At 62.4% G+C, this 26,922-nt stretch carries 25 protein-coding genes; 12 read left to right on the top strand and 13 right to left on the bottom strand.

Translation table 11 applies throughout. The features are described from left to right. Positions 1-106 precede the first annotated feature (106 nt). Genes pgeF through lgt form a run of 3 tightly spaced genes read right to left on the bottom strand, consistent with a single transcriptional unit; the run spans position 107 to position 2,798 of the window. Entirely contained in the window at positions 107-862 is a 756-nt protein-coding gene (gene pgeF, locus J7392_RS14580) for a peptidoglycan editing factor PgeF (RefSeq protein WP_209218251.1), read from the bottom strand. Further along, entirely contained in the window at positions 859-1,917 is a 1,059-nt protein-coding gene (locus J7392_RS14575; protein WP_209218250.1) for an SAM-dependent methyltransferase, read from the bottom strand. The genes pgeF and J7392_RS14575 overlap by 4 nt, the downstream gene beginning before the upstream one ends. Further along, the gene (lgt, locus tag J7392_RS14570; protein ID WP_209218249.1) at positions 1,914-2,798 is read right to left on the bottom strand and encodes a prolipoprotein diacylglyceryl transferase; all 885 of its coding nucleotides are present in this window, start codon (positions 2,796-2,798) and stop codon (positions 1,914-1,916) included. The genes J7392_RS14575 and lgt overlap by 4 nt, the downstream gene beginning before the upstream one ends. A 94-nt stretch (positions 2,799-2,892) precedes the next feature. On the opposite strand from lgt, the gene J7392_RS14565 reads away from it, so the two are divergent. The 5 genes from J7392_RS14565 (at position 2,893) to J7392_RS14545 (ending at position 6,063) form a co-directional block, all read left to right on the top strand. After that, positions 2,893-3,135 (top strand): accessory factor UbiK family protein, encoded by a 243-nt coding sequence (locus J7392_RS14565; RefSeq protein WP_209218248.1) that lies wholly within the window; start codon positions 2,893-2,895, stop codon positions 3,133-3,135. Positions 3,136-3,438: 303 nt separating this feature from the next. Further along, a complete protein-coding gene (locus J7392_RS14560) occupies positions 3,439-3,939 on the top strand; it encodes a YbjN domain-containing protein (protein ID WP_209218247.1) in 501 nt (166 codons plus the stop codon). A 30-nt stretch (positions 3,940-3,969) separates the two neighbouring features. Beyond that, on the top strand, positions 3,970-4,785 hold the full coding sequence (gene proC / locus J7392_RS14555; RefSeq protein ID WP_209218246.1) for a pyrroline-5-carboxylate reductase: 816 nt from the start codon (positions 3,970-3,972) through the stop codon (positions 4,783-4,785). Beyond that, complete coding sequence (locus J7392_RS14550) at positions 4,778-5,116, top strand: tRNA-binding protein (RefSeq protein ID WP_209218245.1); 339 nt, start codon at positions 4,778-4,780, stop codon at positions 5,114-5,116. The genes proC and J7392_RS14550 overlap by 8 nt, the downstream gene beginning before the upstream one ends. Beyond that, positions 5,113-6,063 (top strand): D-glycerate dehydrogenase, encoded by a 951-nt coding sequence (locus J7392_RS14545; protein ID WP_209218244.1) that lies wholly within the window; start codon positions 5,113-5,115, stop codon positions 6,061-6,063. The genes J7392_RS14550 and J7392_RS14545 overlap by 4 nt, the downstream gene beginning before the upstream one ends. Here the strand turns inward: J7392_RS14545 and J7392_RS14540 are convergent. After that, positions 6,060-6,641, bottom strand: a complete 582-nt coding sequence (locus J7392_RS14540) for a thymidine kinase (protein ID WP_067267300.1) — start codon at positions 6,639-6,641, stop codon at positions 6,060-6,062. The genes J7392_RS14545 and J7392_RS14540 overlap by 4 nt on opposite strands. Before the next feature lie 76 nt (positions 6,642-6,717). Continuing rightward, the gene (locus J7392_RS14535) at positions 6,718-7,842 is read right to left on the bottom strand and encodes a beta-ketoacyl-ACP synthase III (protein WP_209218243.1); all 1,125 of its coding nucleotides are present in this window, start codon (positions 7,840-7,842) and stop codon (positions 6,718-6,720) included. Positions 7,843-8,258: 416 nt separating this feature from the next. Here J7392_RS14535 and J7392_RS14530 point away from each other — a divergent pair, with 416 nt between their 5' ends. The 3 genes from J7392_RS14530 to J7392_RS14520 are packed head-to-tail and all read left to right on the top strand — an operon-like array spanning position 8,259 to position 11,049. After that, positions 8,259-9,962 carry a TadE/TadG family type IV pilus assembly protein gene (locus tag J7392_RS14530; RefSeq protein WP_209218242.1) on the top strand — a complete coding sequence of 568 codons (1,704 nt, stop codon included), beginning with the start codon at positions 8,259-8,261 and terminating at the stop codon, positions 9,960-9,962. Then, complete coding sequence (locus J7392_RS14525; RefSeq protein WP_067267295.1) at positions 9,959-10,489, top strand: TadE/TadG family type IV pilus assembly protein; 531 nt, start codon at positions 9,959-9,961, stop codon at positions 10,487-10,489. The genes J7392_RS14530 and J7392_RS14525 overlap by 4 nt, the downstream gene beginning before the upstream one ends. Continuing rightward, complete coding sequence (locus tag J7392_RS14520) at positions 10,486-11,049, top strand: hypothetical protein (RefSeq protein WP_209218241.1); 564 nt, start codon at positions 10,486-10,488, stop codon at positions 11,047-11,049. Before J7392_RS14525 ends, J7392_RS14520 begins: the two co-directional genes overlap by 4 nt. A gap of 55 nt (positions 11,050-11,104) precedes the next feature. Here the strand turns inward: J7392_RS14520 and carB are convergent, their stop codons facing one another. Both carB and J7392_RS14510 read right to left on the bottom strand, forming a co-directional pair. After that, entirely contained in the window at positions 11,105-14,464 is a 3,360-nt protein-coding gene (gene carB, locus J7392_RS14515; RefSeq protein ID WP_209218240.1) for a carbamoyl-phosphate synthase large subunit, read from the bottom strand. A 156-nt stretch (positions 14,465-14,620) separates the two neighbouring features. Further along, positions 14,621-15,406, bottom strand: a complete 786-nt coding sequence (locus tag J7392_RS14510; RefSeq protein ID WP_209218239.1) for an alpha/beta fold hydrolase — start codon at positions 15,404-15,406, stop codon at positions 14,621-14,623. A 54-nt stretch (positions 15,407-15,460) separates the two neighbouring features. On the opposite strand from J7392_RS14510, the gene J7392_RS14505 reads away from it, so the two are divergent. Next, entirely contained in the window at positions 15,461-15,835 is a 375-nt protein-coding gene (locus J7392_RS14505) for a hypothetical protein (RefSeq protein ID WP_209218238.1), read from the top strand. Positions 15,836-15,853: 18 nt separating this feature from the next. On the opposite strand, the gene J7392_RS14500 is transcribed toward J7392_RS14505, so the two are convergent. Together J7392_RS14500 and glyA are read right to left on the bottom strand one after the other, a co-directional pair. Beyond that, complete coding sequence (locus J7392_RS14500) at positions 15,854-16,252, bottom strand: cupin domain-containing protein (protein WP_209218237.1); 399 nt, start codon at positions 16,250-16,252, stop codon at positions 15,854-15,856. 282 nt (positions 16,253-16,534) lie between these two features. Continuing rightward, positions 16,535-17,812, bottom strand: a complete 1,278-nt coding sequence (gene glyA, locus J7392_RS14495; protein ID WP_209218236.1) for a serine hydroxymethyltransferase — start codon at positions 17,810-17,812, stop codon at positions 16,535-16,537. A gap of 181 nt (positions 17,813-17,993) precedes the next feature. Here glyA and J7392_RS14490 point away from each other — a divergent pair, with 181 nt between their 5' ends. Both J7392_RS14490 and J7392_RS14485 read left to right on the top strand, forming a co-directional pair. Continuing rightward, positions 17,994-18,755: an NAD kinase gene (locus tag J7392_RS14490; RefSeq protein WP_067267283.1), complete on the top strand. Its 762-nt coding sequence runs from the start codon at positions 17,994-17,996 to the stop codon at positions 18,753-18,755. 123 nt (positions 18,756-18,878) lie between these two features. Next, positions 18,879-19,076 (top strand): CsbD family protein, encoded by a 198-nt coding sequence (locus J7392_RS14485; RefSeq protein WP_067267282.1) that lies wholly within the window; start codon positions 18,879-18,881, stop codon positions 19,074-19,076. Between the two features lie 64 nt (positions 19,077-19,140). Here J7392_RS14485 and J7392_RS14480 read toward each other — a convergent pair whose 3' ends face one another. From J7392_RS14480 to J7392_RS14470, 3 genes are all read right to left on the bottom strand, one after another. After that, on the bottom strand, positions 19,141-20,382 hold the full coding sequence (locus J7392_RS14480) for a saccharopine dehydrogenase family protein (RefSeq protein ID WP_209218235.1): 1,242 nt from the start codon (positions 20,380-20,382) through the stop codon (positions 19,141-19,143). A 20-nt stretch (positions 20,383-20,402) separates the two neighbouring features. Beyond that, the gene (locus J7392_RS14475) at positions 20,403-21,497 is read right to left on the bottom strand and encodes a carboxynorspermidine decarboxylase (RefSeq protein WP_209218234.1); all 1,095 of its coding nucleotides are present in this window, start codon (positions 21,495-21,497) and stop codon (positions 20,403-20,405) included. A gap of 226 nt (positions 21,498-21,723) precedes the next feature. Continuing rightward, a complete protein-coding gene (locus tag J7392_RS14470; RefSeq protein WP_209218233.1) occupies positions 21,724-23,616 on the bottom strand; it encodes a propionyl-CoA synthetase in 1,893 nt (630 codons plus the stop codon). A gap of 190 nt (positions 23,617-23,806) precedes the next feature. On the opposite strand from J7392_RS14470, the gene J7392_RS14465 reads away from it, so the two are divergent. Beyond that, positions 23,807-24,568, top strand: a complete 762-nt coding sequence (locus tag J7392_RS14465; protein WP_209218232.1) for a MipA/OmpV family protein — start codon at positions 23,807-23,809, stop codon at positions 24,566-24,568. 42 nt (positions 24,569-24,610) lie between these two features. Here J7392_RS14465 and J7392_RS14460 read toward each other — a convergent pair whose 3' ends face one another. Next, positions 24,611-26,884, bottom strand: coding sequence for an NADP-dependent malic enzyme (locus J7392_RS14460; protein WP_209218231.1), 2,274 nt, complete (start codon positions 26,882-26,884; stop codon positions 24,611-24,613). Between the last annotated feature and the right edge of the window lie 38 nt (positions 26,885-26,922).

The following is a 26,922-nucleotide window of genomic DNA, read 5'->3' as shown; positions in this document are numbered from 1 at the left end:
TACAGGGGGTGCGAGAAACAATAGTGCCGCAAGGGGCTGATTGTGCCAGATTTCGCGACAGCAATGCGGCGCGAAACGGGCAGGCTTTGCCGCAATCCCGCCCCGTTCAGAGGGTGATTGCCGAGAGCAAGCGGCCATAGTCCGCTTCCTTGGCGTGGGTCGTACGCCGGTAGGAATAGAATCGCGCGGCATCGGCATAGGTGCAATGCCGCGTCCATTCCGCATGGCCCACGCCTGCCGCGCGCAGCCGGTTCAGGCCAAAGCCGGGCAGGTCGAAATGCAGCCGGTCGCCTTCGCCTTGGGCAAAGTAGCGGGCAAACTCGGGGTCGGCATTCATGAAGTTGTCCAGAAACTCCGGCCCGACCTCATAGGCGCGCTGGCTGATGGAGGGGCCGATCACCGCGGTGATCTTTTCGCGGGTGGCGCCGAGATCGACCATCGCGTCGACCGTCGCCTCGAGTATCCCGTCAAGCGCACCGCGCCAGCCCGCATGGGCCGCGCCCACCACACCGGCCTGCGCATCGGCGAAGAGCACGGGCTGACAGTCGGCGGTCAGGATCGACAGGGCGATGCCGGGGGTTTTGGTGACCAAGGCATCGGCGCGGGGTTTGTCGTCCTGCGGCTCCGTCACCGTGACGACGGTGGCGGAATGCACCTGATGCACGCCGACAAGATGGTCGGCAGGTAGGCCCATCGCCTCGGCGGCGCGGGCGCGGTTGATGCGCACGATTTCGGATTGGTCCGAGCTGCCGCTGCCGCAGTTCAGCCCGGAAAACACCCCCGATGACGCGCCGCCACGGCGGGTGAAAAACCCGTGCCGCAAAGGCGCAAGCGCATCGGATGTCAGAATTTCGAGCGTCATATTTCTGTCCCCGGGGGCGGGGTCTGACCTTTTTGGTAGAGCCCCATCACTTTGAACAGGTTTCCCATTTCCGCCGGGTGCGTCAACCGTCGATGTGCGGCAATATGGTTACTGAGCGCGTCGCCGGTCAGCGCCTCGGCCAGTTTCTGCGCGCGGGGGGTGATGCCCAATCGCTCCAGAAAAACGCCTTGGGTGACCACGCGGCTATGGGGGCAGGGGCAGGCGCGTGCCAGCGCCTCGAAATCGACATGGGCGGTCAGGTCGGCCTGCCCGGGATTGGCGAGCGGATCGGCGGGGCTGTGGTTTTCCAGCGCTTGCAGCGTGTCACCCAAGGCGCGCCAGTCGCCATAGTCGATAATCAGCCCCGCCCCGCCATGGGCCGCGATGCGTTTGCCGATCTCTTGCATGATCTCCGCCGCCGGGGCGCAAAGCTCAACAAGGTCGCCGTCTTTCGTATCCTCCAGCCGATGGGCAAGGGCGGGCTGTGGGGTCACGGGGCCGAGGCCAAAGGTCAGCGCCCCCTCTGCCGCGCCCACCCGGCGCTCGGCCCAGCCTGCGCCTTGGCGGATGAATTGCCGGATTGGCAGGGCATCGAAAAACTCATTGGCGATCAGGAACAGCGGCGCATCTGGCAGGTCAGCGGCACTCTCGGCCCAAGTGACCTCGGCCCCTCGCAACGTCTCGCGCTGCACGTCGCGTAAAGAAGGAGAGGCTTCGACCAGCGTGACCTGCGCCGCGTCCTGAAACCCCGGCACCCGCGCCGTGGCGCGCAGAATGTCGGCCATCAATGTCCCCCGGCCCGGCCCAAGCTCGGCCAGTGTGAAGGGGGAGGGCGCGCCCTGATCTAGCCAGCTTTGCGCCAGCGAAAGGCCGATCAACTCACCAAACATCTGGCTGATCTCGGGGGCGGTGATGAAATCCCCCTCCGGGCCGAAAGGCGCGCGGGTGGTGTAGTACCCCCAGTCGGGATGCAGCAGGCAGGACTGCATATAGGCGTCCAGCCGCATCGGCCCTTCCAGCGCGATCCGTGTGAGCAGATGGTCCTTCAGGCTCATGCCTGCCGCCGCGCTCGGATGATGAGGAAGACGCCCACGGCAATCATCGGCAGCGACAGGATTTGGCCCATGGTCAGGCCCCAGCCGCCGATATGCCACGCCAGCCCCAGCGGGTTGCCGCGGGTGACGAATTGCGCGTCGGGCTGGCGCAGGAATTCCACCGCGAACCGCGCCGCGCCATAGCCTGCAAGGAAAGTGCCGCCGATCAGCCCCGGCATTTTGAGCGCGCCGCGTTTCCACGCCATCCACAGCAGCACGCTGCCCAGGAGCAGCCCCTCCAGCAGCGCCTCATAAAGCTGCGAGGGGTGGCGCGCGCAGATGGCCGCCACATCGGGGCAGAACTGCGCCGCTTCACCGGGGAAGGCCACGCCCCAAGGCAGATCGGTCGGGCGGCCCCAAAGTTCGGCATTGATGAAATTCGCCAGCCGCCCCAGAAACAGCCCCGGCGCCAGCCCCAGACAGACCATATCCCCGGTCGAAATCACCGGGATCCGGTGCCGCCATGTATAGAAAAGCCCCGCTAGAATGACCCCAAGCGCCCCGCCATGGAAGGACATGCCGCCCTCCCAAAGCTGCAAGATCGCGGCGGGGTTCGACAGGTAATAGGCCGGTTGGTAAAACAGCACATAGCCCAAACGCCCGCCAAGGATCACGCCCAGAATGACCCAAAAGAGCAGGTCCTCGACCTGACCGGGCTTCATGACCGGCGTGTCGTTCTTCCACAGATGGGGCCGTTTGACCGCCGCGGTGGCGATGCGCCAGCCCAGCAGAATGCCCACGATATAGGCCAGCGCATACCAGCGCAGCGCGAAGGTGGAACCAAACAGGGTCACCGAAAAGATTTCCGGCGCGATATCGGGGAAGGGGAGCATGGCTATCATGCTGCTGATTGAGCAAGGCCGCGCGGGGAAGTCAACCTTGCGAGCAAGGGCGCCGCGCCCCATATAGAGGCTAACAAACCTCCGGAGGCCAGACATGCAGACCCGCAACAAGTTTTTCGACGATGTTTCACAGATGATGACAAACGCGATGGGCGTCGCCCAAGGCGCCAAGGACGAGGCCGAGACCGCCTTCAAGGGAATGCTCGACCGCTGGCTCGCCGATCGTGATTTCGTCACCCGTGAGGAGTTCGACGCGGTGCGCGCCATGGCGCAGAAGGCCCGCGAAGAGAACGAAGCGCTGAAAGCGCGGCTCGACAAGCTCGAAGGCAAAGACTGAATTTTAGCTCAAATTCGATCAGCCGCCCCGGTCTGGGGCGGCGATCCTCCGCGTGGACAGAGGCCGTTTGCGGCCCGTCGCGCCCTCTCCCTCCAATTTATAGACGATTTCCGCGATTTACCCACAAGTTATTGCGGTTATCCCCTATCAATTGTGGTTATCCCCAAGAAAAACCTTGCCAGACTGTTCCGCTGCAAGCACCATATCTTGTATAGGTGATGTGAACCTACACGCCTATTTGTGCAGGCTTCCATGCATGGTGGGCCAAGTCCCGCCCCGTGGAACAGATTGAGAGGTGGCGAAATGGCCCTGTCCGAGCATTACCTTGAAGAAGAAATCCACCCCATTGATATCGTTGAAAATCTCGCGGCGCATCACGATTGGGAATTCGACCGCGTGGCGGATGATCAGATCGCCATGGCGGTCGAGGGGCAGTGGCGGACCTATTCGATCACGCTGGCATGGTCGGCTTACGACGAAACGCTGCGGCTGATCTGCACCTTCGAGATGGAGCCTCCGGCTGAAAAACTGCCGGAACTTTACGAATTGTTAAACCTCGTCAACGATCAATGCTGGGCGGGGGCCTTCAGCTTCTGGGCCGATCAGCAGTTGATGGTCTACCGCTACGGGCTGGTTTTGGCGGGCGGACAGGTCGCGGGACCAGAGCAGATCGACACGATGATCGGTGCCGCCGTCATGAGCGCGGAACGCTACTATCCCGCGCTGCAATTGCTGGTCTGGGGCGATCAAACCCCCAAGGCCGCGATGGACGTCGCCATTGCAGAGGCTTACGGCCGGGCGTAACAAAGTCCCCGAACAACTTCGGGGGATAGGATGAAAGACGGGAGAGTGGCACGCGACGGTCTGGTTTTGCTGGGCTGTGGCAAAATGGGATCGGCCATGTTGGAAGGCTGGCTGGCGCAGGGGCTGCCGGCAAGCGCGGTCTGGGTCGTGGACCCGAAACCGTCCGATTGGCTGCAAGATACCGGCGTAAACCTGAACGCCGACCTGCCTGCCGCGCCAGCGGTGGTGCTGGTGGCGGTCAAACCGCAGATGATGGCGGATGCGCTGCCGACGCTTCAGGCGATGGGCAATGGTGAGACGCTGTTCGTCAGCGTCGCGGCGGGCACGACCATCGGCTATTTCGAAAGCGTCCTCGGCGGCGACACGCCCATTGTGCGGGCCATGCCCAACACGCCTGCTGCCGTCTCCAAAGGGATCACCGCCATCGTCGGCAACGCTAAGGCGGGCAGCCGGTCCTTGGATGAAGCCGAAACGCTGCTGAGCGCGGTGGGTGAGGTCGTCCGCCTGACCGAAGAGGCGCAGATCGACGCGGTCACCGGGGTCAGCGGCTCCGGCCCGGCCTATGTCTTTCACATGATCGAATGCATGGCCGCCGCCGGTGTGGCCCAAGGCCTGCCCGAGGAATTGGCGATGCAATTGGCCAAGGCGACGGTCGCCGGGGCAGGGGCGCTGGCGATGCAGGCTGAAGAGGATCCGGCCCAGCTGCGCGTCAACGTCACCAGCCCCAATGGCACCACCCAAGCGGCGCTTGAGGTTTTGATGGACGAGGCCGAAGGCTTCCCGCCCCTTCTCAAGCGCGCAGTCGCCGCCGCGGCGGACAGATCGCGGGAGCTGGCCAATGGCTGAGATCACTTTCGACGATTTCCTCAAGGTCGATATTCGCGTCGGCACCGTGACCCGGGCCGAAGCCTTTCCCGAAGCGCGGAAACCGGCGATCAAACTCTGGGTAGATTTCGGCGAGGAGATCGGCGAGCGTAAGACCTCGGCCCAGATCACCGCGCATTATACGCCGGAGACGCTGGTGGGGCGGCAGGTCGTGGCCGTGGTTAACTTCCCCGCACGCCAGATCGGGCCTTTCATGTCCGAGGTGCTGGTGCTCGGCCTGCCCGACAAGGACGGAGAGATCGTGCTTTTGTCGCCCGATCAAAAAGTGCCCGAAGGAGGGCGGATGCATTGAAAAAGATATTGATTGCCAGACCCTTGCCCAAAGAAGTCACCGAGGCGTTGAAGGGCTGCGAAGTGACGGTGCGCGAAGAAACCGCGCCGCTTTCGGGCGAAGAAATGCGCGCGGCGCTGCGCGACTATGACGGGGTGATGCCGACCCTGGGGGATGCTTTCTCGGCCGAGGTTTTCGCCGATGTGCCCGAGCCGCGCTGCAAGATCCTCGCCAATTTCGGCGTCGGTTATAACCACATCGACGCGGCAGCGGCCCGCGCGGCGGGGGTGGAGGTGACCAACACCCCCGGCGCCGTCACCGATGCCACGGCGGATGTCGCCATGACGCTCATGCTGATGTCCGCCCGCCGCGCTGCCGAAGGGCAGCGGCTGGTGCGCTCCGGCGCTTGGGCCGGTTGGCACCCGACGCAGATGTTGGGGCTGCATTTGACTGGCAAGCGGGTCGGCATCGTTGGCATGGGCCGGATCGGGCAGGCCATCGCGCGGCGCTGCCACTATGGGTTCGAAATGCAGGTCAGCTATTTCAACCGTAGTGAGAAAGACCTCGATTTTCCCGCCACCCGTGTCGAGAGCCTGACCGCGCTGGCCGAAACCGTGGATGTGCTCGTCATCGCCGTGCCCGGCGGCGGCGAGACCCGGCATCTGATCGATGAAGCCGTTCTCGGCGCGATGCAGCCCCATGCCCATCTGATCAACATCGCCCGCGGCGATGTGGTGCAGGAGGCCGCGTTGATCGAAGCCCTGCAAGCGGGGCGCATTGGCGGTGCGGGTTTGGATGTCTATGAGTTTGAGCCCAAAGTGCCGCAGGCGCTGCGTGATCTCGACAATGCTGTGCTGCTGCCGCATCTCGGCACGGCGGCGCATGAAGTCCGTGTCGATATGGGGCTGATGGCCGTTGCCAATCTACAAGCCTTCATTGACGGAGAGACCCCGCCAAACCGGGTTTAACCGTCGCCCACGGCGGCGCGCCAGTGTTTGCGGCAGAGCGAGACATAGGTCTCGTTCCCGCCGATCTGCACCTGCGCGCCGTCCCGCATCGCTTGCCCTTCGGCGTCGCGGCGGACGACCATCGTGGCCTTCTTGCCGCAATGGCAAATGGTGCGCACTTCGCGCATCTCATCGGCCAGCGCCAGCAGGGTGGCGGAACCGGGGAAAAGCTCACCCCGGAAATCGACGCGAAGGCCAAAGCACATGATCGGCACGCCCAGATCATCCACCGCGCGGGCCAGTTGCCACACCTGCTCGACCTCAAGAAACTGCGCCTCATCGACAAAGATACAGGCGCAGGGGCCTTGCTCCAACCGGGCTTCGATCTTGGCCAAAAGGTCTTCGCCCGGGGCGAAAGTATCGGCCTCTTGCCCGATGCCGATACGGGAGGCGATGCGCCCTTCGCCCGCGCGATTGTCGAACTGCGCGGTGAGCAAAAAGGGCACCATGCCGCGTTCCACATAGTTATGGGCCGCTTGAAGCAGCACCGTGGATTTACCGGCGTTCATGGTGGAGTAATTGAAGTAGAGCTTTGCCATAGGCAGGGTGTTACGCCGCCCATGACAGCGGATCAAGATGCAAACCCCGCCTGATCTTAGGGCCGGGCGCTGCGCGTCAGCCGCGCTTTTTGACGATGACGGAGCCGACGGAATAGCCCGCCCCGAAAGAACAGATCAGCCCCGTGTCGCCGTCTTCCAGATCGCCGGAGTTCTTGGCGAAAGCGATGATCGACCCGGCGGAAGAGGTATTGGCGTAGTCCTGCAGAATGTTGGGCTGTTCGCCCGGCTCAGGCTCCCGCCCCAGCACTTTGCGCCCGATGAAATCGTTCATCGACTTATTCGCCTGATGCAGCCAGATGCGCTTGAGATCGGCAGACTCCAACTCGTTGTCGGCCATATGCCCGCCGATGTGGTCGGCCACCATGGGTAACACTTCCTTAAACACTTTGCGCCCATTCTGCATGAACTGCATATCGCGGCGGTCGCTCAGCCCATCGGGGCGGGAGCGGCGGAGGAAGCCGTTGTTGTTGCGGATGTTGTTGGAATATTCGGTCGCGCAGCGGGTCGAGATGACGTCGAAACAGGGGCCGTCGACATCTTCGGCCCGTTCCAGCAGCGTGGCGGTGGCCACGTCGCCAAAGATGAAGTGGCAATCGCGGTCACGCCATTCGAGGTGGGCGGAGCAAATCTCGGGGTTCACCACGAGGGCGGAACGGATGGAGCCGGAGCGGATCATATCCGCCGCTGCCTGAATGCCGAAAGTGGCCGAAGAACAGGCGACGTTCATATCGAAGGCAAAACCCTTTACGCCAAGAAGCTCCTGAATCTCGATGGCCACGGCAGGATAGGCCCGCTCGAGGTTGGAGGCGGCGCAGATCACCGCGTCCACATCCTCGGCGCTCCTTCCCGCGGCGGCAAGCGCCTTTTGCGCGGCATCAATGGCCATTTCGGCCATGAGGGAAGGCTCCTCATCCGCGCGCTGGCGCAGGAGAGGGTGCATCACATTGGGGTCCAGCACGCCGGATTTATCCATGACATAGCGCTGTTCAATGCCGCTGGCTTTGACGATGAACTCTTCCGAGGAATGCGCCTTGGCCTCTAGGGTGCCCGCTTCGATCGCCTCGGCATTTTCGGCGTTGTAGAGGTCGGCATAGGCGTTGAAGGCTTCGACCAGTTCGGCGTTGGTGATGGTTTGCTGCGGCGTAAAAACGCCCGTACCGGTGATGGCGGCTTGATACATCGGTGTGATCCCTTTCTCTCCAACGGCATGGCTGGTCTGATAAAGCTGAGCAGCCCCGAACGAATTGCAAGGGCCGTTGTCATGTCGGTGCACTTTGATGCAGGGGGCAGCAAGGTGCAGGTTCCATACTCTAGCGAAACCGCACAGGACTTGCCACGGCTTTGACGGGGCAGACGTGTGAATGCCGCTACAGTTGAGAATTTTGATCGCCCCGGCCCCCGCGCGCTGGCTTGACTATGCAACCGGAAGCGCGCAGTGATTGATCATTAGCAATCATTAATTGAACGAGAACAGTCAGGGTTTTTTTGAGGCAGCGGCCCCTCCGGCGCGTGATTTACAGGTCCACCATCCGCGGATGCCGCAGCCTAAAGCACAGAATTTGCTTACGGATTCAACCTCCGAAAAAGAGAGGTGTCATGAGGCGCAGTACTATCAGTCGAATGCTTTGCAAGCGGGCAAAGCGTTTTCGCAAGGACGAGGGCGGCGGCATGCTGGTCCTCATGTTGGTCGTGTTCTTCGGGATCACGATCTTTGGCGGGCTGGCCGTGGACCTGGCGAACCACGAGCGGACGCGGACCACCTTTCAGACCCACCTCGACAATGCCGTGCTCGCCGCGGCGAGCCTGTCGCAAGACCTCGACCCAGAAGAGGTCGTGCGCAGCTACCTGACTTCCGCCGGGCTTGATGCATCCGAAGTGGTCATCGATTCAAGCGAAGAAAAGATCGGCGGCATTCTGGTGGGGCGCACCGTCGAAGCCTCGCTTCCCGCCGGGCTGAACACCTATTTCTTTCGGTTTTTCGACATCGATTCACTCGGGATGACGATCAGCTCTGAGGCGACCGAACGGGTCGAGGACATCGAGATTTCGCTGGTGTTGGATGTGTCAGGGTCGATGGGGGAGAGGACCAGCGACCGGAGCGGGATCAAGTTGACCCTGCTGAAGAATGCGGCCATCGACTTCGTCGATACGATCCTAAGCGATACCGAAGAGGGACGCGTATCGATTTCGATCATTCCCTATTCGACCAAGGTAAATGCGGGAGAAGCTCTGCTGGGCCAATATTCGACAACCACCGAACATAGCTATTCCCACTGCGTGGATTTCGATGGGAATGACTATGGTTCCTTGGCGATCGACCCCCAACAACAGATGCAACGGACAGGGCACTTCCAGTTCCAGAGCATGTCGAGTTCCAATCAGGAAAGGGGCCAATGGGTTTGCCGTAAAGACGCAGGCTTTGAAATTACTCCTTTGTCAGACTCGGTCGCGGCGCTGAGATCGCAAATCCTCGCTTTGACCGCCGAAGGGTCGACGTCGATCGACGTTGGTGCGAAGTGGGGGCTAGCCTTGCTCGACCCATCCGCGCAGGGGCCGGTGAGCGGCTTGATCGACGCCGGTCTGGTCCCGCAGGAGTTTCAAGGCCGTCCGCACCCGCACGGGGCTGATAACAGTATGAAGGTTCTGGTGCTGATGACGGATGGTGAGAACTTTCCGGAATACCGTCTTGAGCCTGAGTATGCTTCCGGCGAGTCGGATGTGATCCGCACCGACTACGGGTCGGTGGTGTTCTATACAGTGGATTCTGCTGAACGCTCCAACGAATACGACGGGGATAATTCCTACCCTGAAGACTACTTTTATGCGACCCACCCTTGGGGCTCTGATCGTAGGTGGGATGATTACACACTGCTCAATCACCCCAGTCTACGGCAATATAGGGATCAGGGGCAGGAAGAACGGCTCGACTGGCCCGAGGTTTGGGCCGAGATGTCCCCTTACTATTACGGATATAATCTCTATGGCCGGCGGCGGACGACGAGCTGGTGGGGCGGATCACAGACTTGGAGTTCGCGCGCGAACAGTTTTTGGAACAACATGCACGACACCATCAGCGCGAGCGAGAAGGACCGCCGTCTGCGCCAAATCTGCGGCGTCGCGAACACCGCTGGCGTCGTGGTCTATTCCATCGGCATGGATGTCGACAGCACCAACTCCCTCAGCCTTTTGAAAGACTGCGCCTCTTCCGAGGCCCATTACTTCGACGTTCAGGGTCTGGAGATCCAAACCGCGTTTGACATGATCGCGGCGTCCATCTCTATGTTGAGGCTGACCAAATGATCCGCTTCGTCAAAGACCGCTTTCGCCGGTCCGAGGCGGGCGGGGTCACCATTGAGTTTGTCATCCTCTTGCCGCTCGTCTTCTACTTCTTCTTCCTCGCGCTTGAGACGGGCCTGTGGAGCGCGCGTGAGATCATGTTGCGGCGGGCCACGAATTTGGCCGTGCGGGACGTGCGTTTGGCCACCGGTTCTGTGCCAGGCTATGATGCGATGAAAGCGCTGATTTGTGAGCGGTCGGTTTTCGATGCGGGCTGCATCGAGAATATCCGGATCGAGATGCGCGCCATGCCGATTGCCGACTGGGCTGATCTGAGCGGGGCTGCCCCCTGTGTCGACCGGGATGAGGATTTCGACCCGGCAAATGGTTTTCTGCCCGGCCAGCAAAACAACCTGATGATGATGCGGGTCTGTCGTTTGTTCGATCCGCTTTTGCCGGGGACAGGCTTGGGCCGGAAATTGCCCGAAGGGTCGGATGGCACATATGGCGTGCGGGTCACCACCGCTTTCGTGACGGAGCCGCGCGGATGAGGGGGATCGTATTCAAAGGTTTCGTCCGGTCTGAAGAGGGCAGTCAGACGATTGCCTTTCTGGTTCTGCTGCCGTTGTTGGTCTGGTCGATCATGGCGATGCTGACCTTTACCGATGCCTTTCGGGTGCGCGGGATGGCGACCGATGCCACCGCCGTCATCGCCGACAGCCTGTCGCGGCAGACGACGCCGATCAACGCCGCTGATCTCTTGGGCCTGCAGTCGGTCGCGGAGCAGCTCACCGGCTACGAAGTCTCTCTGCGCGTCACGCAGGTGCGGTGCATTCTGAATTGCGACAGTCTGGACCGTCGGATTTTGGCGGTGGATTTCTCGCAAGGTATCGGGCTGGACAGCCTGCTCGACCTCGACTTTATCGCGGGGCTTTCGCGCGAGCGGGTGCCGCTGATGGCCAATGGTGACCGTCTGGTGCTGGTGGAGACTTCTTTCATGCATGAGCCGATTGCCCAGATCGGCTTGGAAGGCACCGAGGTCAACGTCTCGCATGCCACACGGATGCGTTTCGCGCCCCAGCTTTGCTGGATCCGGTGCATCATCAGCTAAGCGGGCACCGATGCCCAAATGCGAAAGGGGCCGCCCGATGGGCAGCCCCTTTTCCTTATCCCTGAAGCGCTTTCACGCCGATCGCATCCTCGGCCTGCGCCTTGATCGCCAATGCGGCGGCATGGGCGCCTGCGGCGGTGGTGAAATAGGGGATCTTGTCGTAAAGCGCGATGGAGCGGATCGACTTGCTGTCTTCGACCGCCTGCGCGCCTTCGGTGGTGTTCATCACCAGATGCACCTCGCCGTTCTTCATCATATCGGTGATGTCGGGGCGCCCCTCGTAGACCTTGTTCACCACATCGCAGGCATGGCCATTGGCGGTGAGCCATTCCGCCGTGCCACGGGTGCCGATGAGGGTAAAGCCTTGGTCCAGAAGGATTTTCGCGGCATCCAGCATATTCTGACCCTTATCCGCATCCTTGACCGACAGGAAGGCGCAGCCCTTGCGCGGCAGCGGGTTGCCCGCGCCCATCTGCGCCTTGAGGAAGGCGCGGGGGAAGTCGCGGTCCCAGCCCATGACCTCACCGGTGGAGCGCATCTCTGGCCCCAGCAGCGTGTCGACGCCGGGGAAACGGGCGAAAGGCAGCACGGCTTCTTTGACCGAGAACCACGGCATGTTGGGGTCGGCCAGCGTCATCGGGTCGCCCAAGGGCAGCGTGTCTTCATAGGCGGCCTGATCGGGGTAGGCGGGGCGCTGCGGGAAGTTCGATAGCGGCTCACCGGCCATGATCCGCGCGGCGATGGAGGCGATGGCGCTGTCGGTCGCCTTGGCCACGAAGGGCACGGTGCGCGAGGCGCGGGGGTTCACCTCGATGAGGTAAATCTCGCCGTCCTTCACCGCGAACTGGATGTTCATCAGACCCACAACGTTGAGCGCTTTGGCCAGCGCGCGGGTCTGCTCTTCGACCTCGTCGATCACTTCGCGCGGGAGGGAGTAGGGCGGCAGCGAACAGGCGCTGTCGCCGGAGTGGACGCCCGCCTCTTCGATGTGCTGCATGATGCCCGCCACATGGACATTCTCGCCGTCGCAGAGCGCGTCGACGTCAAGCTCCACCGCGCCGCTGAGGTAGCTGTCGAGCAGCACCGGGCTGTCGCCCGAGACGACGACGGCGGTGGTGATGTAGCGCTCAAGGCTGGCCTGATCGCGCACGATCTCCATCGCGCGGCCGCCCAGAACATAGGAGGGGCGGATCACCAGCGGGAAGCCGATCTCCTTGGCGATTTCCATCGCCTCCGCATCGGAATGGGCGATGCCATTGCGCGGCTGTTTGAGGCCGAGGTTTAGCACAAGCTGCTGGAAACGCTCACGGTCTTCGGCCAGATCGATCATGTCGGGCGTGGTCCCGAGGATCGGGATGCCCGCCTCCTGCAGGCCGTTGGCAAGCTTCAGCGGGGTCTGGCCGCCGAACTGAACGATGACGCCGTGCAGCGTGCCGTTCTCCTGCTCGACGCGCAGGATCTCCATCACGTGCTCAAAGGTCAGCGGCTCGAAGTAGAGGCGGTCGGAGGTGTCATAGTCGGTCGAAACCGTCTCGGGGTTGCAGTTGACCATGATGGTCTCATAGCCCGCATCCGTCAGCGCATAGCAGGCGTGGCAGCAGCAATAGTCGAACTCGATGCCCTGACCGATCCGGTTCGGGCCGCCGCCGAGGATCACCACCTTCTTACGGTCCGAGGGCCGCGCTTCACATTCCGCCTCGCCCATCAGCGGGGTCTCATAGGTGGAGTACATGTAGGGCGTCTGCGCCTCGAACTCGGCGGCGCAGGTGTCGATGCGTTTGAACACGGCCTTGACGCCAAGCGCGAGGCGCGCGTCGCGGACCTGTCCCTCGCGGCTGTCGGTCAGCATGGCGAGGCGGGCGTCGGTGAAGCCCATCATCTTCAACTCGCGGAAGGTATCGGCATCGCTTGGCAAGCCGTTTGCGCGAACGCCTTCCTCGGCCTCGATAATCTCACGGATGCGGGCAAGGAACCACGGGTCGAACATGGTGTGCGCGTGCAGATCGTCATCCGACATGCCGTGGCGCATCGCTTGGGCGATGGTGCGCATCCGGTCGGGCGTGGGCGCCGATACGGCTTTGATAAGCGCCGCCATATTCTCGGGCGCGTCGCCGGGCAGGTCACTGTTGAGCCCGGCGATTTCGACTTCGTCAAAGCCTGTAAGACCCGATTCCATCGACGCCAGCGCTTTTTGCAGGCTCTCGTGGATGGTGCGGCCAATGGCCATGGTCTCACCCACCGATTTCATCGCGGTGGTCAGGTTGGGCTCGGCTCCGGGGAATTTCTCGAAGGCGAATTTCGGGATCTTGGTGACCACATAGTCGATGGTCGGCTCGAAGGAGGCGGGGGTGACGCCGGTGATGTCGTTGTCGAGCTCATCCAGCGTGAAGCCCACGGCGAGCTTCGCGGCGATCTTGGCGATGGGGAAACCCGTGGCCTTGGACGCCAGCGCCGAGGAGCGGCTGACGCGCGGGTTCATCTCAATCACCACCATGCGGCCATCGGCGGGGTTTACGGCCCATTGTACGTTGGAGCCACCGGTCTCCACCCCGATCTCGCGCAGCACCGCGATGGAGTGGTTGCGCATGATCTGGTATTCTTTGTCCGTCAGCGTCAGCGCAGGCGCCACGGTGATGCTGTCGCCGGTGTGCACGCCCATCGGGTCGATGTTCTCGATCGAGCAGACGATGATGGCGTTGTCGGCGGTGTCGCGCACCACCTCCATCTCGTATTCCTTCCAGCCCAGCAGGCTCTCGTCGACGAGGATCTGGCCCATCGGCGAGGCATCCATGCCCGAGCGGCAGTAGAATTCGTAATCCTCGCGGTTGTAGGCCACGCCGCCGCCGGTGCCCCCCATGGTGAAGGCGGGGCGGATGATCGCGGGCAGGCCGACGTATTCCAGCGCCTCAAGGGCGAGGTTCACGCCCGCGGCGAGGTCTTTCTTACCGTCTTCGCGGGTCGGGGCGGTGACGATGGTGGCTTTGGGGTTTTCGATGCCCAGGCGGTCCATCGCTTCGCGGAAGAGTTTGCGGTCTTCGGCCATCTCGATGGCCTCGCGCTTGGCCCCGATCATCTCGACGCCGAATTTCTCCAACACGCCCATTTCTTCGAGCGCGAGCGAGGTGTTGAGGCCCGTCTGCCCGCCCATGGTGGGCAGCAGCGCATCGGGGCGCTCTTTCTCGATGATCTTGGCGACGATCTCTGGCGTGATGGGCTCGATATAGGTGGCATCGGCGAGCCCGGGATCGGTCATGATCGTGGCCGGGTTGGAGTTGACGAGGATGACGCGGTAGCCTTCCTCCTTCAGCGCTTTACAGGCTTGGGCGCCGGAATAGTCGAACTCGCAGGCTTGTCCGATGACAATCGGCCCCGCACCAATGATCATGATCGACTGGATGTCGGTACGTTTCGGCATGGCGGCCCCCTAATTTTGCAAATTGTCCTGCCTTATAGGGATGGCGGCACGGGCTGCAAGGGGGGAATGGCTTTGACGGCCCCAGAAATAAGGGCGGGGCCGTCTGTTCAACCCTTGCGGGCGCTATGCGGGGGCGATCCGCCGGGGCGGAAGCGGTCAGCCCGTAGGCGCGGCCCCTTCGGCGTTTAGAAAGATGCGCAGTGTGGCTTCGAACTCTCGCGGTTTCTCTGCGTGCAGCCAATGCCCCGCGCCGGGAATTTTGGCAAAGCGCGCTTGTGGAAACAGCGCCTTGATCGACGCGCGATGTTCGGGCTGCACATAGTCCGAGGCACCGCCCGACAGGAACAGGGTCGGCCCCGCGAACTGGCCGGTCACATCCTCGGGCCAGCCGATGATCTTGGGCATCTCCGCCTCAAGCGCGTCGAGGTTCAGCCGCCAGCGCTTGCCGGGCAGGTCGAGCGATTGGGTGAAAAAGCTCTGCAAGGCGCGCTCCACCCCCGCCTTGGCCAGCTGCGCCTCGGCGTCCGAGCGGCGCTCGACCCCGCTGAGGTTCACGCCACGCATGGCGTCGATGAACATTTGCTGCGTGTGGCCGTAAGCGACGGGCGCGATGTCGGCGACGATCACGCGGCGCAGCAGCTCGGGCCGGGTCAGCGCCAGCATCATCACCGCCTTGCCGCCCATGGAGTGGCCGCAGATGTCCACCGGGCCGCCCAGATGCGTGATCACCTCGGCCAGATCCTGCGCCATTTCGGGGTAGCTGTGGGTATCGTGATGCGGGCTGCCGCCGTGGTTGCGCATGTCGACGGTGACGACATGACGCGCGTCCGCAAGCCGTTTGGCGATCACGCCCCAGTTGCGGCCAGAGCCATAGAGGCCATGGACGATAAGCAGGGTCGGGCGGTCGGCGGCGGCTTCGCCATATTCGGAGTAATTCAACATGCGGGCAAATTTAAGGGCATTGCAGCCCGGGGACCAGAGCGATTAGATGCGCCCATGATTGACCGTCAAAATTTCGACACCCGCGCCGAGGCGCTACGCCCTCTGTTCGAGGACCGTTTGCGCATCAAGGCCCGCGATCTGCGTGAGGCGTTTCACCGCGCCGGGCCGGAACTGCCGCGCGGCATTCGCGGCGATGGGGTGTTGCTCAGCAAGACCGAGCATCTGGTTGCCAATCCCCATATCGCCCGCCAGTTGGAGGATGCCCCGGTTTGGGCCGCCTTCAACCGGGTTACGGCGCATTTGAAAGAGATCGACCCAAAGGCCCGGCGGCGCGGCATCATCCTTGACCGGCTGGCCGGAGCGGCCTTCAATATTTTGGTGGTTATCGTGGGTTTCGTAATCTGGCTTTGGTGGCGCGGCTACGTGTAAGCCGCCGCGCCGATGGGCTCAGGCCGGGTCGTAATCCGCGTCCGTTACCTTTTCCATCCATTCGACCGCCTCGCCGACCTGCGCCTCTTGCAGGGCGATATGGGTCATGGCGCTGTCGGGCGCGGCCCCGTGCCAGTGTTTCTCACCGGGGCCGAACCAGACGACATCGCCCTTGTTCAGCGTCTGCACCGGGCTGCCTTCGGTCTGGGCGCGGCCGGTGCCTTCGGTAACGATCAGGGTCTGGCCCAGAGGGTGGACATGCCACGCCGTGCGCGCGCCGGGGTGAAAGGTCACCGTCACGCCGCGGAGGCGGGCAGGGGCCGGGGCCGAGATCAGCGGGGTCATCTCGACCTCTCCGGTGAAGTAATCGTCAGGGCCGGGTTCAGAGGGGCGGCTGCCCTTGGGGTGAATGATCATGCGGTTCTCCTTTGCAGAAGAATGTGGCGCGGGGAGGGGGGATCGGCAAGGGGGAGCCTGACAGTGCAACAGAGGGTAGCGCCCGACCGCGGGTGGGCATCGCAAACGCGCCGAGACCACTTAATTTCTTAAGTTTGATGTGGGGGTGATTTGGCGTGCTTCGGCACAGAAGCGCCCGCCCATGGGGCGGTCGGGCGCTGCCCGGCGGCGCGGAGCGCCTTGATTCCGGGCAAAGGAATTCCTTAGAAAAAGGCCCCCGCATCGCTGCGAGGGCCAAATCGCTTACAGGTTCGGATACATCGGGAAACGCTGGCACAGCGCTTCGACCTCGGCTTTCACCTTGGCTTCGACCTCGGCATTGCCATCGGCACCATTGGCCGCCAGCCCGTCGACCACTTCGATGATCCAATCGGCGATCTGGCGGAACTCGGCCTCACCAAAGCCGCGTGTCGTGCCCGCGGGGGAACCGAGGCGGATGCCGCTCGTCACCATTGGCTTTTCCGGGTCAAACGGCACGCCGTTCTTGTTGCAGGTGATATGCGCCCGGCCCAGAGCCTTCTCGGTGTCGTTGCCCTTCACGCCTTTCGGGCGCAGATCGACCAGCACCACATGGGTGTCGGTGCCGTGGGTCACGGTGTCGAGGCCGCCTTTGATCAACTGATCCGACAGCGCCTGCGCATTGGCGATGACCTGTTTGGCATAGGTTTTGAACTCGGGGCGCTGTGCTTCGCCAAAGGCCACGGCCTTGGCTGCGATCACATGCATCAGGGGGCCACCCTGAATGCCGGGGAAAATGGCGGAGTTGATCTTTTTCGAGATCGCTTCGTCATTGGTCAGGATCATGCCGCCGCGCGGGCCGCGCAGGGTCTTGTGTGTCGTGGTGGTGGCCACATGCGCATGCGGGAAGGGAGAGGGGTGCTCACCCGCAGCCACGAGGCCCGCGAAATGCGCCATGTCGACGAGCAGATAGGCACCCACGCTGTCGGCAATCTCACGCATTTTGGCAAAGTCGATTTGGCGCGGAATGGCGGAGCCACCTGCGATGATCATCTTGGGCTGATGCTCAGCCGCCAGTTCGGCTACTTGATCGTAATCCAGCAGGTTGTCCTGCTTGCGCACACCGTATTGTACAGCGTTGAACCATTTGCCGGATTGGTTCGGCTTGGCCCCGTGGGTCAGGTGACCCCCGGCATCAAGGCTCATCCCCAGAATGGTGTCGCCGGGTTGCAGCAGCGCGGTAAAGACACCTTGGTTCGCTTGGCTGCCCGAGTTCGGCTGGACGTTGGCGAATGCGCAGTCGAACAGCGCGCAGGCGCGTTCGATGGCAAGGTTCTCGGCCACGTCGACATGCTCACAGCCGCCATAGTAGCGCCGCCCCGGATAGCCTTCGGCGTATTTGTTGGTCATGATGCTGCCCTGCGCCTCAAGCACCGCAGCCGAAACGATGTTCTCGCTGGCAATCAACTCGATCTCGTCGCGCTGGCGGCCCAGTTCGGCATCGATCGCAGCGGCAAGGGCAGGGTCGGAATCAGCGAGAGATTTGGTGAAGAAATCGGACATCAGGGGATCCTCATTGGAGCTGGTTTCGCGTGTTGCCTATCGGAAACCCGGCCTAAGGTGAAGGCTGTAAACCGACAGGTTGCAAGATATGTGCGTCAACACTGGTGGCGCACGGAATAATGTGATTGTTTTGGCCCCAAACGCCGATGATCGGAAACTTCGCCGGAATGAGCCTGCTGACATGTCCTTAAAGATCGCTTTTGTGGCCAGCCGGGCCAGCGTGGCACAGACGGCGCGGGCCGCTTTGATCGGGCGTTATGGCGATGTGCCACTGCGTCAGGCCGAGGTGATCGTGGCGCTTGGGGGCGACGGGTTCATGCTGCATACGCTGCACAGCACCCAAGACATGGACGCGCCGGTCTATGGGATGAACCGGGGCACCATCGGCTTTTTGATGAACGCCTACCGCGAGGGCGACCTGCAAGCGCGGCTTGCTGCGGCGGAAGAGGCGGTGATCAACCCTTTGGTCATGCGCGCCACGCATATCGATGGGACCATCTCGACCGCGCTGGCGATCAACGAGGTGTCTTTGCTGCGCGCGGGGCCGCAGGCGGCCAAGCTGCGCATCACGATAGACGGGCGTCAGCGGATGGAGGAACTGGTCTGCGATGGGGCGTTGGTGGCGACCCCTGCGGGCTCCACCGCCTATAACTACTCCGCCCATGGGCCGATCCTGCCCATCGGCTCTGACGTTTTGGCCCTGACTCCGATCGCCGCTTTCCGCCCGCGCCGCTGGCGTGGGGCCTTGTTGCCGAAACGGGCCACGGTGCGTTTCGATGTGCAAGAACCGCAAAAACGCCCCGTGATGGCCGATGCCGACGGCCAGTCGCACCGCGATGTGACGACGGTCGAAGTTTCGTCAGACCCCAGCGTCAGCCACCGGATCCTCTTCGATCCCGGCCATGGGCTGGAAGAGCGGTTGATCTCGGAGCAGTTCAACTGAACGCCAAGGGCGGCGCATTTCCGCTGCACCTTGCGCCCGCCGGAACCCTGACTTCGCGCCAGCGTTGAGCCTGCAAGAGCGGGATCCTCCCGCGTCTTAACAGCCGAAGAAAGGAGACCTAAGATGAATTGGGACCGTATCGAAGGCAATTGGAACCAGATGACCGGCGCGGTGAAATCGCAATGGGGCGATCTGACCGATGACGAAATCGCCGAAGCCCGTGGCAATCGCGAGCAGCTGGTGGGTAAGATTCAAGAACGCTATGGCATCGCCAAAGATGAGGCCGAGCGTCAAGTTGATGACTTCGCCGCGAAATACTGAGTTTCGTCGGCAGAATTAGAAAAGGCGACCCTTTGAGGGTCGCCTTTTGCGTTTCAGGAGAGGTTCAAGCCTCGTGCCACGCGCGGTCACCCTTGTCGTCTTTGACGCGAGTGGGCAGGCCGATGTCGTCGAGCAGACCGAAGAGGGGCTTGGGGTCCAACTCTTCGACATTGACCATTGTGGCGGTGTCATAGGTGCCATCGGCGATCAGCATCGCAAAGGCCACCGGCGGCACGCCCGCGGTGTAGGAAATGCCTTGGCTGCCCACTTCGTTGTAGGCGTCCTTGTGATCGGCGACGTTATAGACGAAGACCTCGACCTCTTCGCCGTCCTTCACGCCTTTCACCAGATCGCCAATGCAGGTCTTGCCGGTGTAGTTGGGCGCAAGGCTCGACGGGTCGGGCAGCACGGCTTTCACCACCTTCAGCGGGACGACCTCCAGCCCCTCGGCGGTGGTCACGGGCTGTTCGGAGAGCAAGCCGAGGTTTTGCAAGACGGTGAAGACGTTGATGTAGTGATCGCCAAAACCCATCCAGAAGCGCACATCGGCCTGCGGGTAGTTGGCCGACAGTGAATGCACCTCGTCATGGCCCGACAGATAGGCCTTCTGCTTGCCGACTACGGGCAGGTCCCATTCGCGGCCCACTTCGAACATCTTGTTCTCTTGCCACGCGCCTTCCTGCCAGCTGTAGACCGTGCCGGTGAACTCGCGGAAGTTGATTTCGGGATCGAAGTTGGTCGAGAAATACTTGCCGTGGTTGCCCGCGTTGATGTCAACGATGTCGATGGATTTGACCTCGTCCATGAATTCATCCACCGCGAAACGGGCGAAGGCGTTGACCATGCCCGGGTCGAAGCCAGCGCCCAAGATCGCGGTCACCCCCGCTTCGGCGCAGGCCTCGCGGCGCTTCCACTCGTAGTTGCCGTACCACGGCGGGGTCTCGCAAATCTTGGTCGGGTCTTCGTGGATCGCCGTGTCGATATAGGCGGCACCGGTGTCGATGCAGGCTTGAAGCACCGTCATGTTCACGAAAGGCGAGCCCACGTTGATGACGATCTGGCAGCCTGTCTCCTTGATCAGGGCGGCCACGGCATCGGTGTCCATCCCGTCGACGGCATGCGCCTTGAAGACGCCGTCCTGCTTCATCGCGTTTTTCTCATGCACGCTGGCGATGATCGCCTCGCATTTGGAGAGGGTGCGGCTGGCAATATGCAAGTCACCCAAACGGTCATTATTCTGCGCGCATTTATGCGCCACGACCTGTGCGACGCCGCCCGCGCCGATGATAAGAACATTGCGTTTCATAGTGTTGACCTCTTTCCTTGTCACGACAGGGCGGCGGCGAAATCGTCATAGTCGAAATCGCGCACCATTCGGGTGGTTCCGTCCAACTCGCGCACCGCGATGCCGGGCATCTTGACGCCGTTGAACCAGTTTTTCTTGACCATCGTGTAACCGGCAGCGTCTTGGAACGAGAGGCGGTCGCCCGCCTTTAGCGGCGCATCAAAACGAAACTCGCCAAAGATATCGCCCGCAAGGCAGGATTTGCCGCAGATCATCCATTCGTGGTCGCCCGTGTTGGGGGCGATCTTGGCCGGTTCGCGGTAGATCAGCAGATCGAGCATATGCGCCTCGATGGAACTGTCGACGATGGCAAGGTTCTTGCCGTTGTGCATGGTGTCGAGCACGGTGACCTCCAGCGTCGCGGCCCCGGTGATCGCGGCCTCACCCGGCTCAAGAAAGACTTGCACGCCGAAGGCTTCGGCGAAGGATTTCAGCCGCAGCGCCAGATCATCAAGCGGGTAGTCCGCGCCGGTGAAATGGATGCCGCCGCCAAGGCTGATCCAGTCCATCTTGTGCAGCACAGCGCCAAAGCGGTCTTCGATCAGGGTCAGCATTTCGTCGAACCGCTCGAAGCTGTCATTCTCGCAATTGTTGTGGAACATCAGCCCGGTGATCCGGTCTGCGACCGCGTCGATCGCCGCAGGGTCGTGTTCACCCAGACGGCTAAAGGGCCGCGCGGGGTCAGCCAGATCGAAGTCGGAGGTGGAGACGCCGGGGTTCACCCGCAGCCCGCGGATGTGGCCCTGCGATTGCGCATCGAACTTGTCGAGCTGGCCGATGGAGTTGAAGATGATCTTGTCAGCATGGCCCAACACCTCGTCGATCTCATGCTCGGCATAGGCCACCGAATAGGCATGGGTCTCACCGGGGAATTTCTCGGCCCCGAGCCGCACTTCGTAGAGCGACGAGGAGGTCGAACCGTCCATATACTCGGACATGAAGTCAAAGACCGACCATGTGGCGAAGCACTTCAGCGCCAGCAGGCAACGCGCACCGGAAAGCGCGCGGAGGCGGGCGATCTTCTCCATATTGGCGCGAAGATTGGCCTTGTCGATCAGGTAATAGGGTGTCTGCACGTCGAAAACCTTTCTGCGCGGCCGGAGGGCAAGCTCCGGGAGGGAAAAGACCCACTGAATGTGCTGTCGTGGTTGGCCCCGCTAGAGGGCATTTCCGGTGGCGCTTCGCATATTTCGCGCAAGCAACGCAATTGTAAAAAACGCGCGGGCTGGACGGCACGCGCGTTTCCTTGGGTCTGAGTTTAGCGCCAGTCCTGCAAAGGTCCACCGCGATAGGTCTGATTGGTTAGCTTTGCGGGTAGCCGATGCCCCTTAGCGCGTCACGGATCTCGTCCAGAATCGCCGGGTCGTCGATGGTTGCGGGTGGCTTGAAATCCTCTCCATCCGCGATTTTCACGATGGTCGCGCGGAGGATTTTTCCCGATCGGGTTTTGGGCAGGCGGTCTACCACCACGGCCTGTTTAAAGGCGGCAACGGGGCCGATCTGTTCGCGCATTCGGGTGACGCATTCCGCGACGATTTCCTCATGCGGGCGGTCGACGCCCTTGGTGAGGCACAAGAAACCAACGGGCGATTGGCCCTTAAGGTCATCGCTGACCCCCACAACCGCGCATTCGGCCACATCGGGGTGGCCTGCTAGAACCTCCTCCATCGCGCCGGTCGACAGACGGTGGCCCGCGACGTTGATCACGTCATCGGTGCGCGCCATGATCCAGACATAGCCGTCCTCATCAATCCGCCCCGCATCGCCGGTCTCATAATAGCCGGGGAAGGTGGTGAGGTAGGACTTGCGAAAGCGGTCATCGGCGTTCCACAGGCCGGGCAGGGTGCCGGGGGGCAGGGGGAGCTTGATGGCAATCGCGCCCAACTCTCCGGCAGGCAGCGGTTCGCCGCGCTCATCCAAAATCTGCACGTCATAGCCCGGCATCGGCACGGTGGGCGAGCCGACCTTGACCGGCAGCGCCTCAAGCCCGGCGGGGTTGCCGACAATGGTATAGCCGGTTTCGGTCTGCCACCAGTGATCGTAGACCGGTTTGCCCAGCTTTTCCTGCGCCCATTCGACGGTATCCGGATCGGCCCGTTCCCCCGCGAGGTAAAGCGCACGCAGGCTCGACAGATCGTATTTCTTGATCTCTTCGCCCTTGGGGTCTTCGCGTTTTACGGCGCGGATCGCGGTGGGGGCGGTGAAGAAGCTCGACACGCCATGCTCTTCGATCACCCGCCAGAAGGTGCCTGCGTCGGGGGTGCCCACGGGCTTGCCTTCGAACACAACGGTGGTGTTGCCAGCAATCAGCGGCGCATAGCAGATGTAGCTGTGGCCCACGACCCAGCCCACGTCCGAGGCGGCCCAAAAGACCTCTCCCGGTTCGACATTATAGACGTTCTTCATCGTCCAGTTCAGCGCCACCAGATGCCCCGCCGTGGGGCGCACCACGCCTTTGGGCGCGCCGGTGGTGCCGGAGGTATAAAGGATATAGGCGGGGTGGTTGCCTTCAACCGCGACGCAAGGGGCGGGGCGCACGCCGTCTTGGGCGGCGTACCAATCGATGTCCCGCTCGGGGTTCAATTCGCAGGGTTTCTGGCCGCGTTGCAGGATGATGCAGGTGTCGGGCTTGTGGCTGGCCTGTTCGATGGCTCCGTCAAGCAGCGGTTTGTAATCCACCACCCGCGACGGCTCCACCCCGCAGGAGGCGGCGATGATCGCCTTGGGTTTGCAATCGTCGATCCGCACCGCCAATTCGCTAGAGGCGAAGCCGCCAAAGACCACGGAATGGATCGCGCCAATGCGCGCGCAGGCCAGCATCGCCTCAACCGCTTCGGGGACCATAGGCATATAGATCACCACGCGGTCGCCCTTTTCCACGCCTTGGGCCACCAGCGCCCCGGCGAGCGAGGCGACATGGGCCTGCAACTCCCCATAGGTCAGGGTGGATTTGCTGCCGGTGATCGGGCTGTCATGGATGATCGCCACGCGTTTGCCGTTGCCTTGGTCGACATGGCGGTCGACGGCGTTGTAGCAGGTGTTCACACTGGCATCCGCGAACCATTCGTAGATATGGTCGCCCCGGTCAAACAGCGCGCGCGTCGGCGCGATGTCCCAGTCGATCGCCTCGGCTTGCTCTAGCCAATAGGCTTCTGGGTCGGCCTTCCAGCGGTCGTAGGTGTCGCGATATCCCATGGTGTTCCTCCTCCTGTTGCGCTGTGCGGCAAACCCGCGGGCCGGGTATAGGTGCAGTGTCGCGCAAATATTTCCAGCCACTCTGGCCGCTTAGAAAGATTTCGGCAAGCGGAACGCTATTGTTCCTGTCAGTCGCGCCGCGTCATGCTAGATTGGGCGGAAATTCACTGTTTTTCCGGAGCCTGCCATTATGCGTCTCGCCCTTTCTTTGCCTCTTGCATCCTGCCTTGCCATCGTTGCCGCGCTGCCTGCGGCGGCGCAGGACCGTAGCATCAACTTCGCCCTGCGCGGCGGTGTCGGGGCGGCGCCGGATTATCCGGGCGCCAGCAGCTATCGCGCGACGCCGGATTTGGCCTTCACCTTCGGTTCGCTGGAATGGGGCGGGCGCAAGATCGGCACCAACATCGGCGAAGCGCCCAAGACCGGTTTCGGCTTCACCGGCGCGTTCCGCTATCTGGGCGAACGTGACAGTTCCGATCACGCGGAGCTTGCGGGGCTTGAGGATATCGACGCGGCGGTCGAACTGGGCTTTGGCGTGGTCTACCGCGAGGTGAATTGGCAGGTCTTCGGCAAGGTCCGCCGTGGCTTTGGCGGCCATGAAGGCGTGACCGGCGACATCGGCGCCGATGTGATCTTCCGCCCCGATGAGCGTTGGACCATCACCGCAGGCCCGCGTTTCAGCCTTGGCAACGACACCTATGCTGACACCTATTACGGCGTCGACACCGCCACCACGAACTTCGCCGCTTATGAGGCCGGTGGCGGTCTGCTCGGCGCGGGGGTTGAGGTTGAGGCGACCTATCGTTTGGATGACGCATGGGCGCTGGAAGGGGCCGTGGCCTATCAACGCCTGCTGAATGACGCCGCCGACAGCCCGATCACGCAGGCCGGGTCAGAGGATCAATGGACCATGCGCATCGGCGTCAGCCGCGCCTTTACTTGGCGGTTCTAAACGGCTTTGCGCCGCCCTTTGCGGGTGGCGCCTTGTCTGGCCTTAGCCGTAATGCGCGACCGGCGTGCCCGCGATGGCGCCCACGTTCAGCAGCCCGCGCGCGGTGATCGAGGGCGACACGATATGCGCCCGGTTGCCCATCCCCATCAGGATCGGCCCGACCTCAAGCCCGTCACCCTTCATTTTCAGGATGTTGCGCACGCCCGAGGCAGCATCGGCATGGGCAAAGACCAGCACATTGGCGGCCCCTTCCATCCGGTTGCAGGGCAGCAGCCGCGCGCGCAACTCGGCATCAAGCGCGGTGTCGATGTTCATCTCACCTTCGTAGACGAAATCATGGTTGCCCGCGTCGAGGATCTCCAGCGCCGCGCGCAGACGTTTGCCCGACCCTTCGCCCTGATTGCCGAACTGGCTTTGTGAGCAGAGCGCCACTTTCGGCTCGATGCCAAAACGGCGGACGTGGCGGGCGGCCCCGATGGCGATCTCGGCGATCTGTTCGGGGGTGGGGTGCAGGTTCACTTGGGTATCCGCGATGAAAAGCGGCCCGTCTTCGAGGATCATCATCGAAAGCGCGCCATGCGGCCGGAAACCGTCGCGGCCCAGCACTTGGTTGACATAATTGAGGTGCCAGCCAAATTCGCCAAAGGTGCCGCAGATCAGGCTGTCGGCCTCACCGCGATGCACCATGACCGCGCCAATGGCGGTGGTGTTGGTGCGCATGATTGCCCGCGCGATGTCGGGGCTGACGCCGCGGCGGCACATCAGGCTGTGATAGGTCTCCCAATAATCGCGGTAGCGGGGGTCGTTCTCGGGGTTCACCAGATCGACGTTTTGGCCCAGTTGCAGGTTCAGACCCGCCTTTTCGATGCGCCGTTCGATCACCTCGGGGCGGCCAATCAGAATGGGCCGTTCCACCGTCTCTTCGATGATCGCTTGGGCTGCGCGCAGCACGCGTTCGTCCTCACCCTCGGCAAAGACCAGACGGCGGGGGGAGGAGCGGGCGGATTCGAAGACCGGGCGCATGATCAGCGCGGATTTGAACACCGACCCGTCGAGTTTGCGTTTATAGGCGTCGAGGTCTTCGATGGGCCGCGCCGCGACGCCCGTCTCCATCGCGGCCTTGGCCACGGCGGAGGAGACGACGCCGATGAGGCGCGGATCGAAGGGTTTTGGGATCAGATATTCCGCGCCAAAGGTCAGCTGTTCGCCCTGATAGGCCGCTGCCGCCTCCGCGCTCGTGGTGGCGCGGGCGAGGGCGGCGATGCCGTCGATACAGGCGATCTTCATCTCGTCGTTGATCGTGGTCGCACCCACATCCAGCGCCCCCCGGAAGATGAAGGGGAAGCAGAGCACGTTGTTGACCTGATTGGGAAAATCGCTGCGCCCTGTGGCAATGATCGCATCCGGTGCCACGGCGCGGGCCACATCGGGCAGGATTTCCGGCGTGGGGTTCGCCAGCGCAAAGATGATCGGGCGTTTGGCCATCTTCGCCACCATCTCGGGCGAGAGCACACCGGGACCGGAGAGGCCAAGGAAGAGGTCGGCCCCGTCGATCACATCATCCAACGTGCGCAGGTCGGACTTCTGTGCATATTCGGCCTTGCTGGGGTTCATATCCTCGGACCGGCCCTCATAGACCAGCCCGTTAATGTCGCAGAGCCAGACGTTCTCACGCTTTACGCCGAGTTTCAGCAGCATATTGAGGCAAGCGATGCCCGCAGCCCCGCCCCCGGTGGAGACGATCTTGATGTCCTCGAAACGTTTGCCCGCCACATGCAGCGCGTTCTTGACCGCAGCGCCGACGACGATGGCGGTGCCGTGCTGGTCATCATGGAAAACGGGGATGTTCATGCGCTCGCGGCAGATCTTCTCGACCACGAAACAGTCGGGGGCCTTGATGTCTTCGAGGTTGATCGCGCCAAAGCTCGGCTCCATCGCGCAGACGATCTCGGCCAGTTTCTCGGGGTCGGATTGATCAAGCTCGATGTCGAAACAGTCGATATTGGCGAATTTCTTGAAGAGCACGGCCTTGCCCTCCATCACCGGTTTCGAGGCCAGCGCGCCGATATTGCCCAGCCCCAGCACTGCCGTGCCATTGCTGACCACGGCCACCAGATTGCCGCGCGAGGTATAGCGCGCGGCGGTGTCGGGGTCGTTCTTGATCTCGATGCAGGCCTCGGCCACGCCCGGTGAATAGGCCCGCGCCAGATCGCGGCCATTGGCCAGCGGTTTGGTCGCGCGGATCTCCAGTTTCCCGGGCCGGGGGTGTTCGTGGTAATCCAATGCAGCTTGGCGCAGGTTGGGGGTGTCGGACATCGTTTATGCTTCTCCCGAATAATGGTTTAGCGTTAAAC

The organism is Sulfitobacter sp. R18_1 (assembly GCF_017743915.1).
Classification (GTDB): Bacteria; Pseudomonadota; Alphaproteobacteria; order Rhodobacterales; family Rhodobacteraceae; genus Sulfitobacter; species Sulfitobacter faviae.
This window is presented reverse-complemented; position numbering and strand designations above follow the sequence as displayed.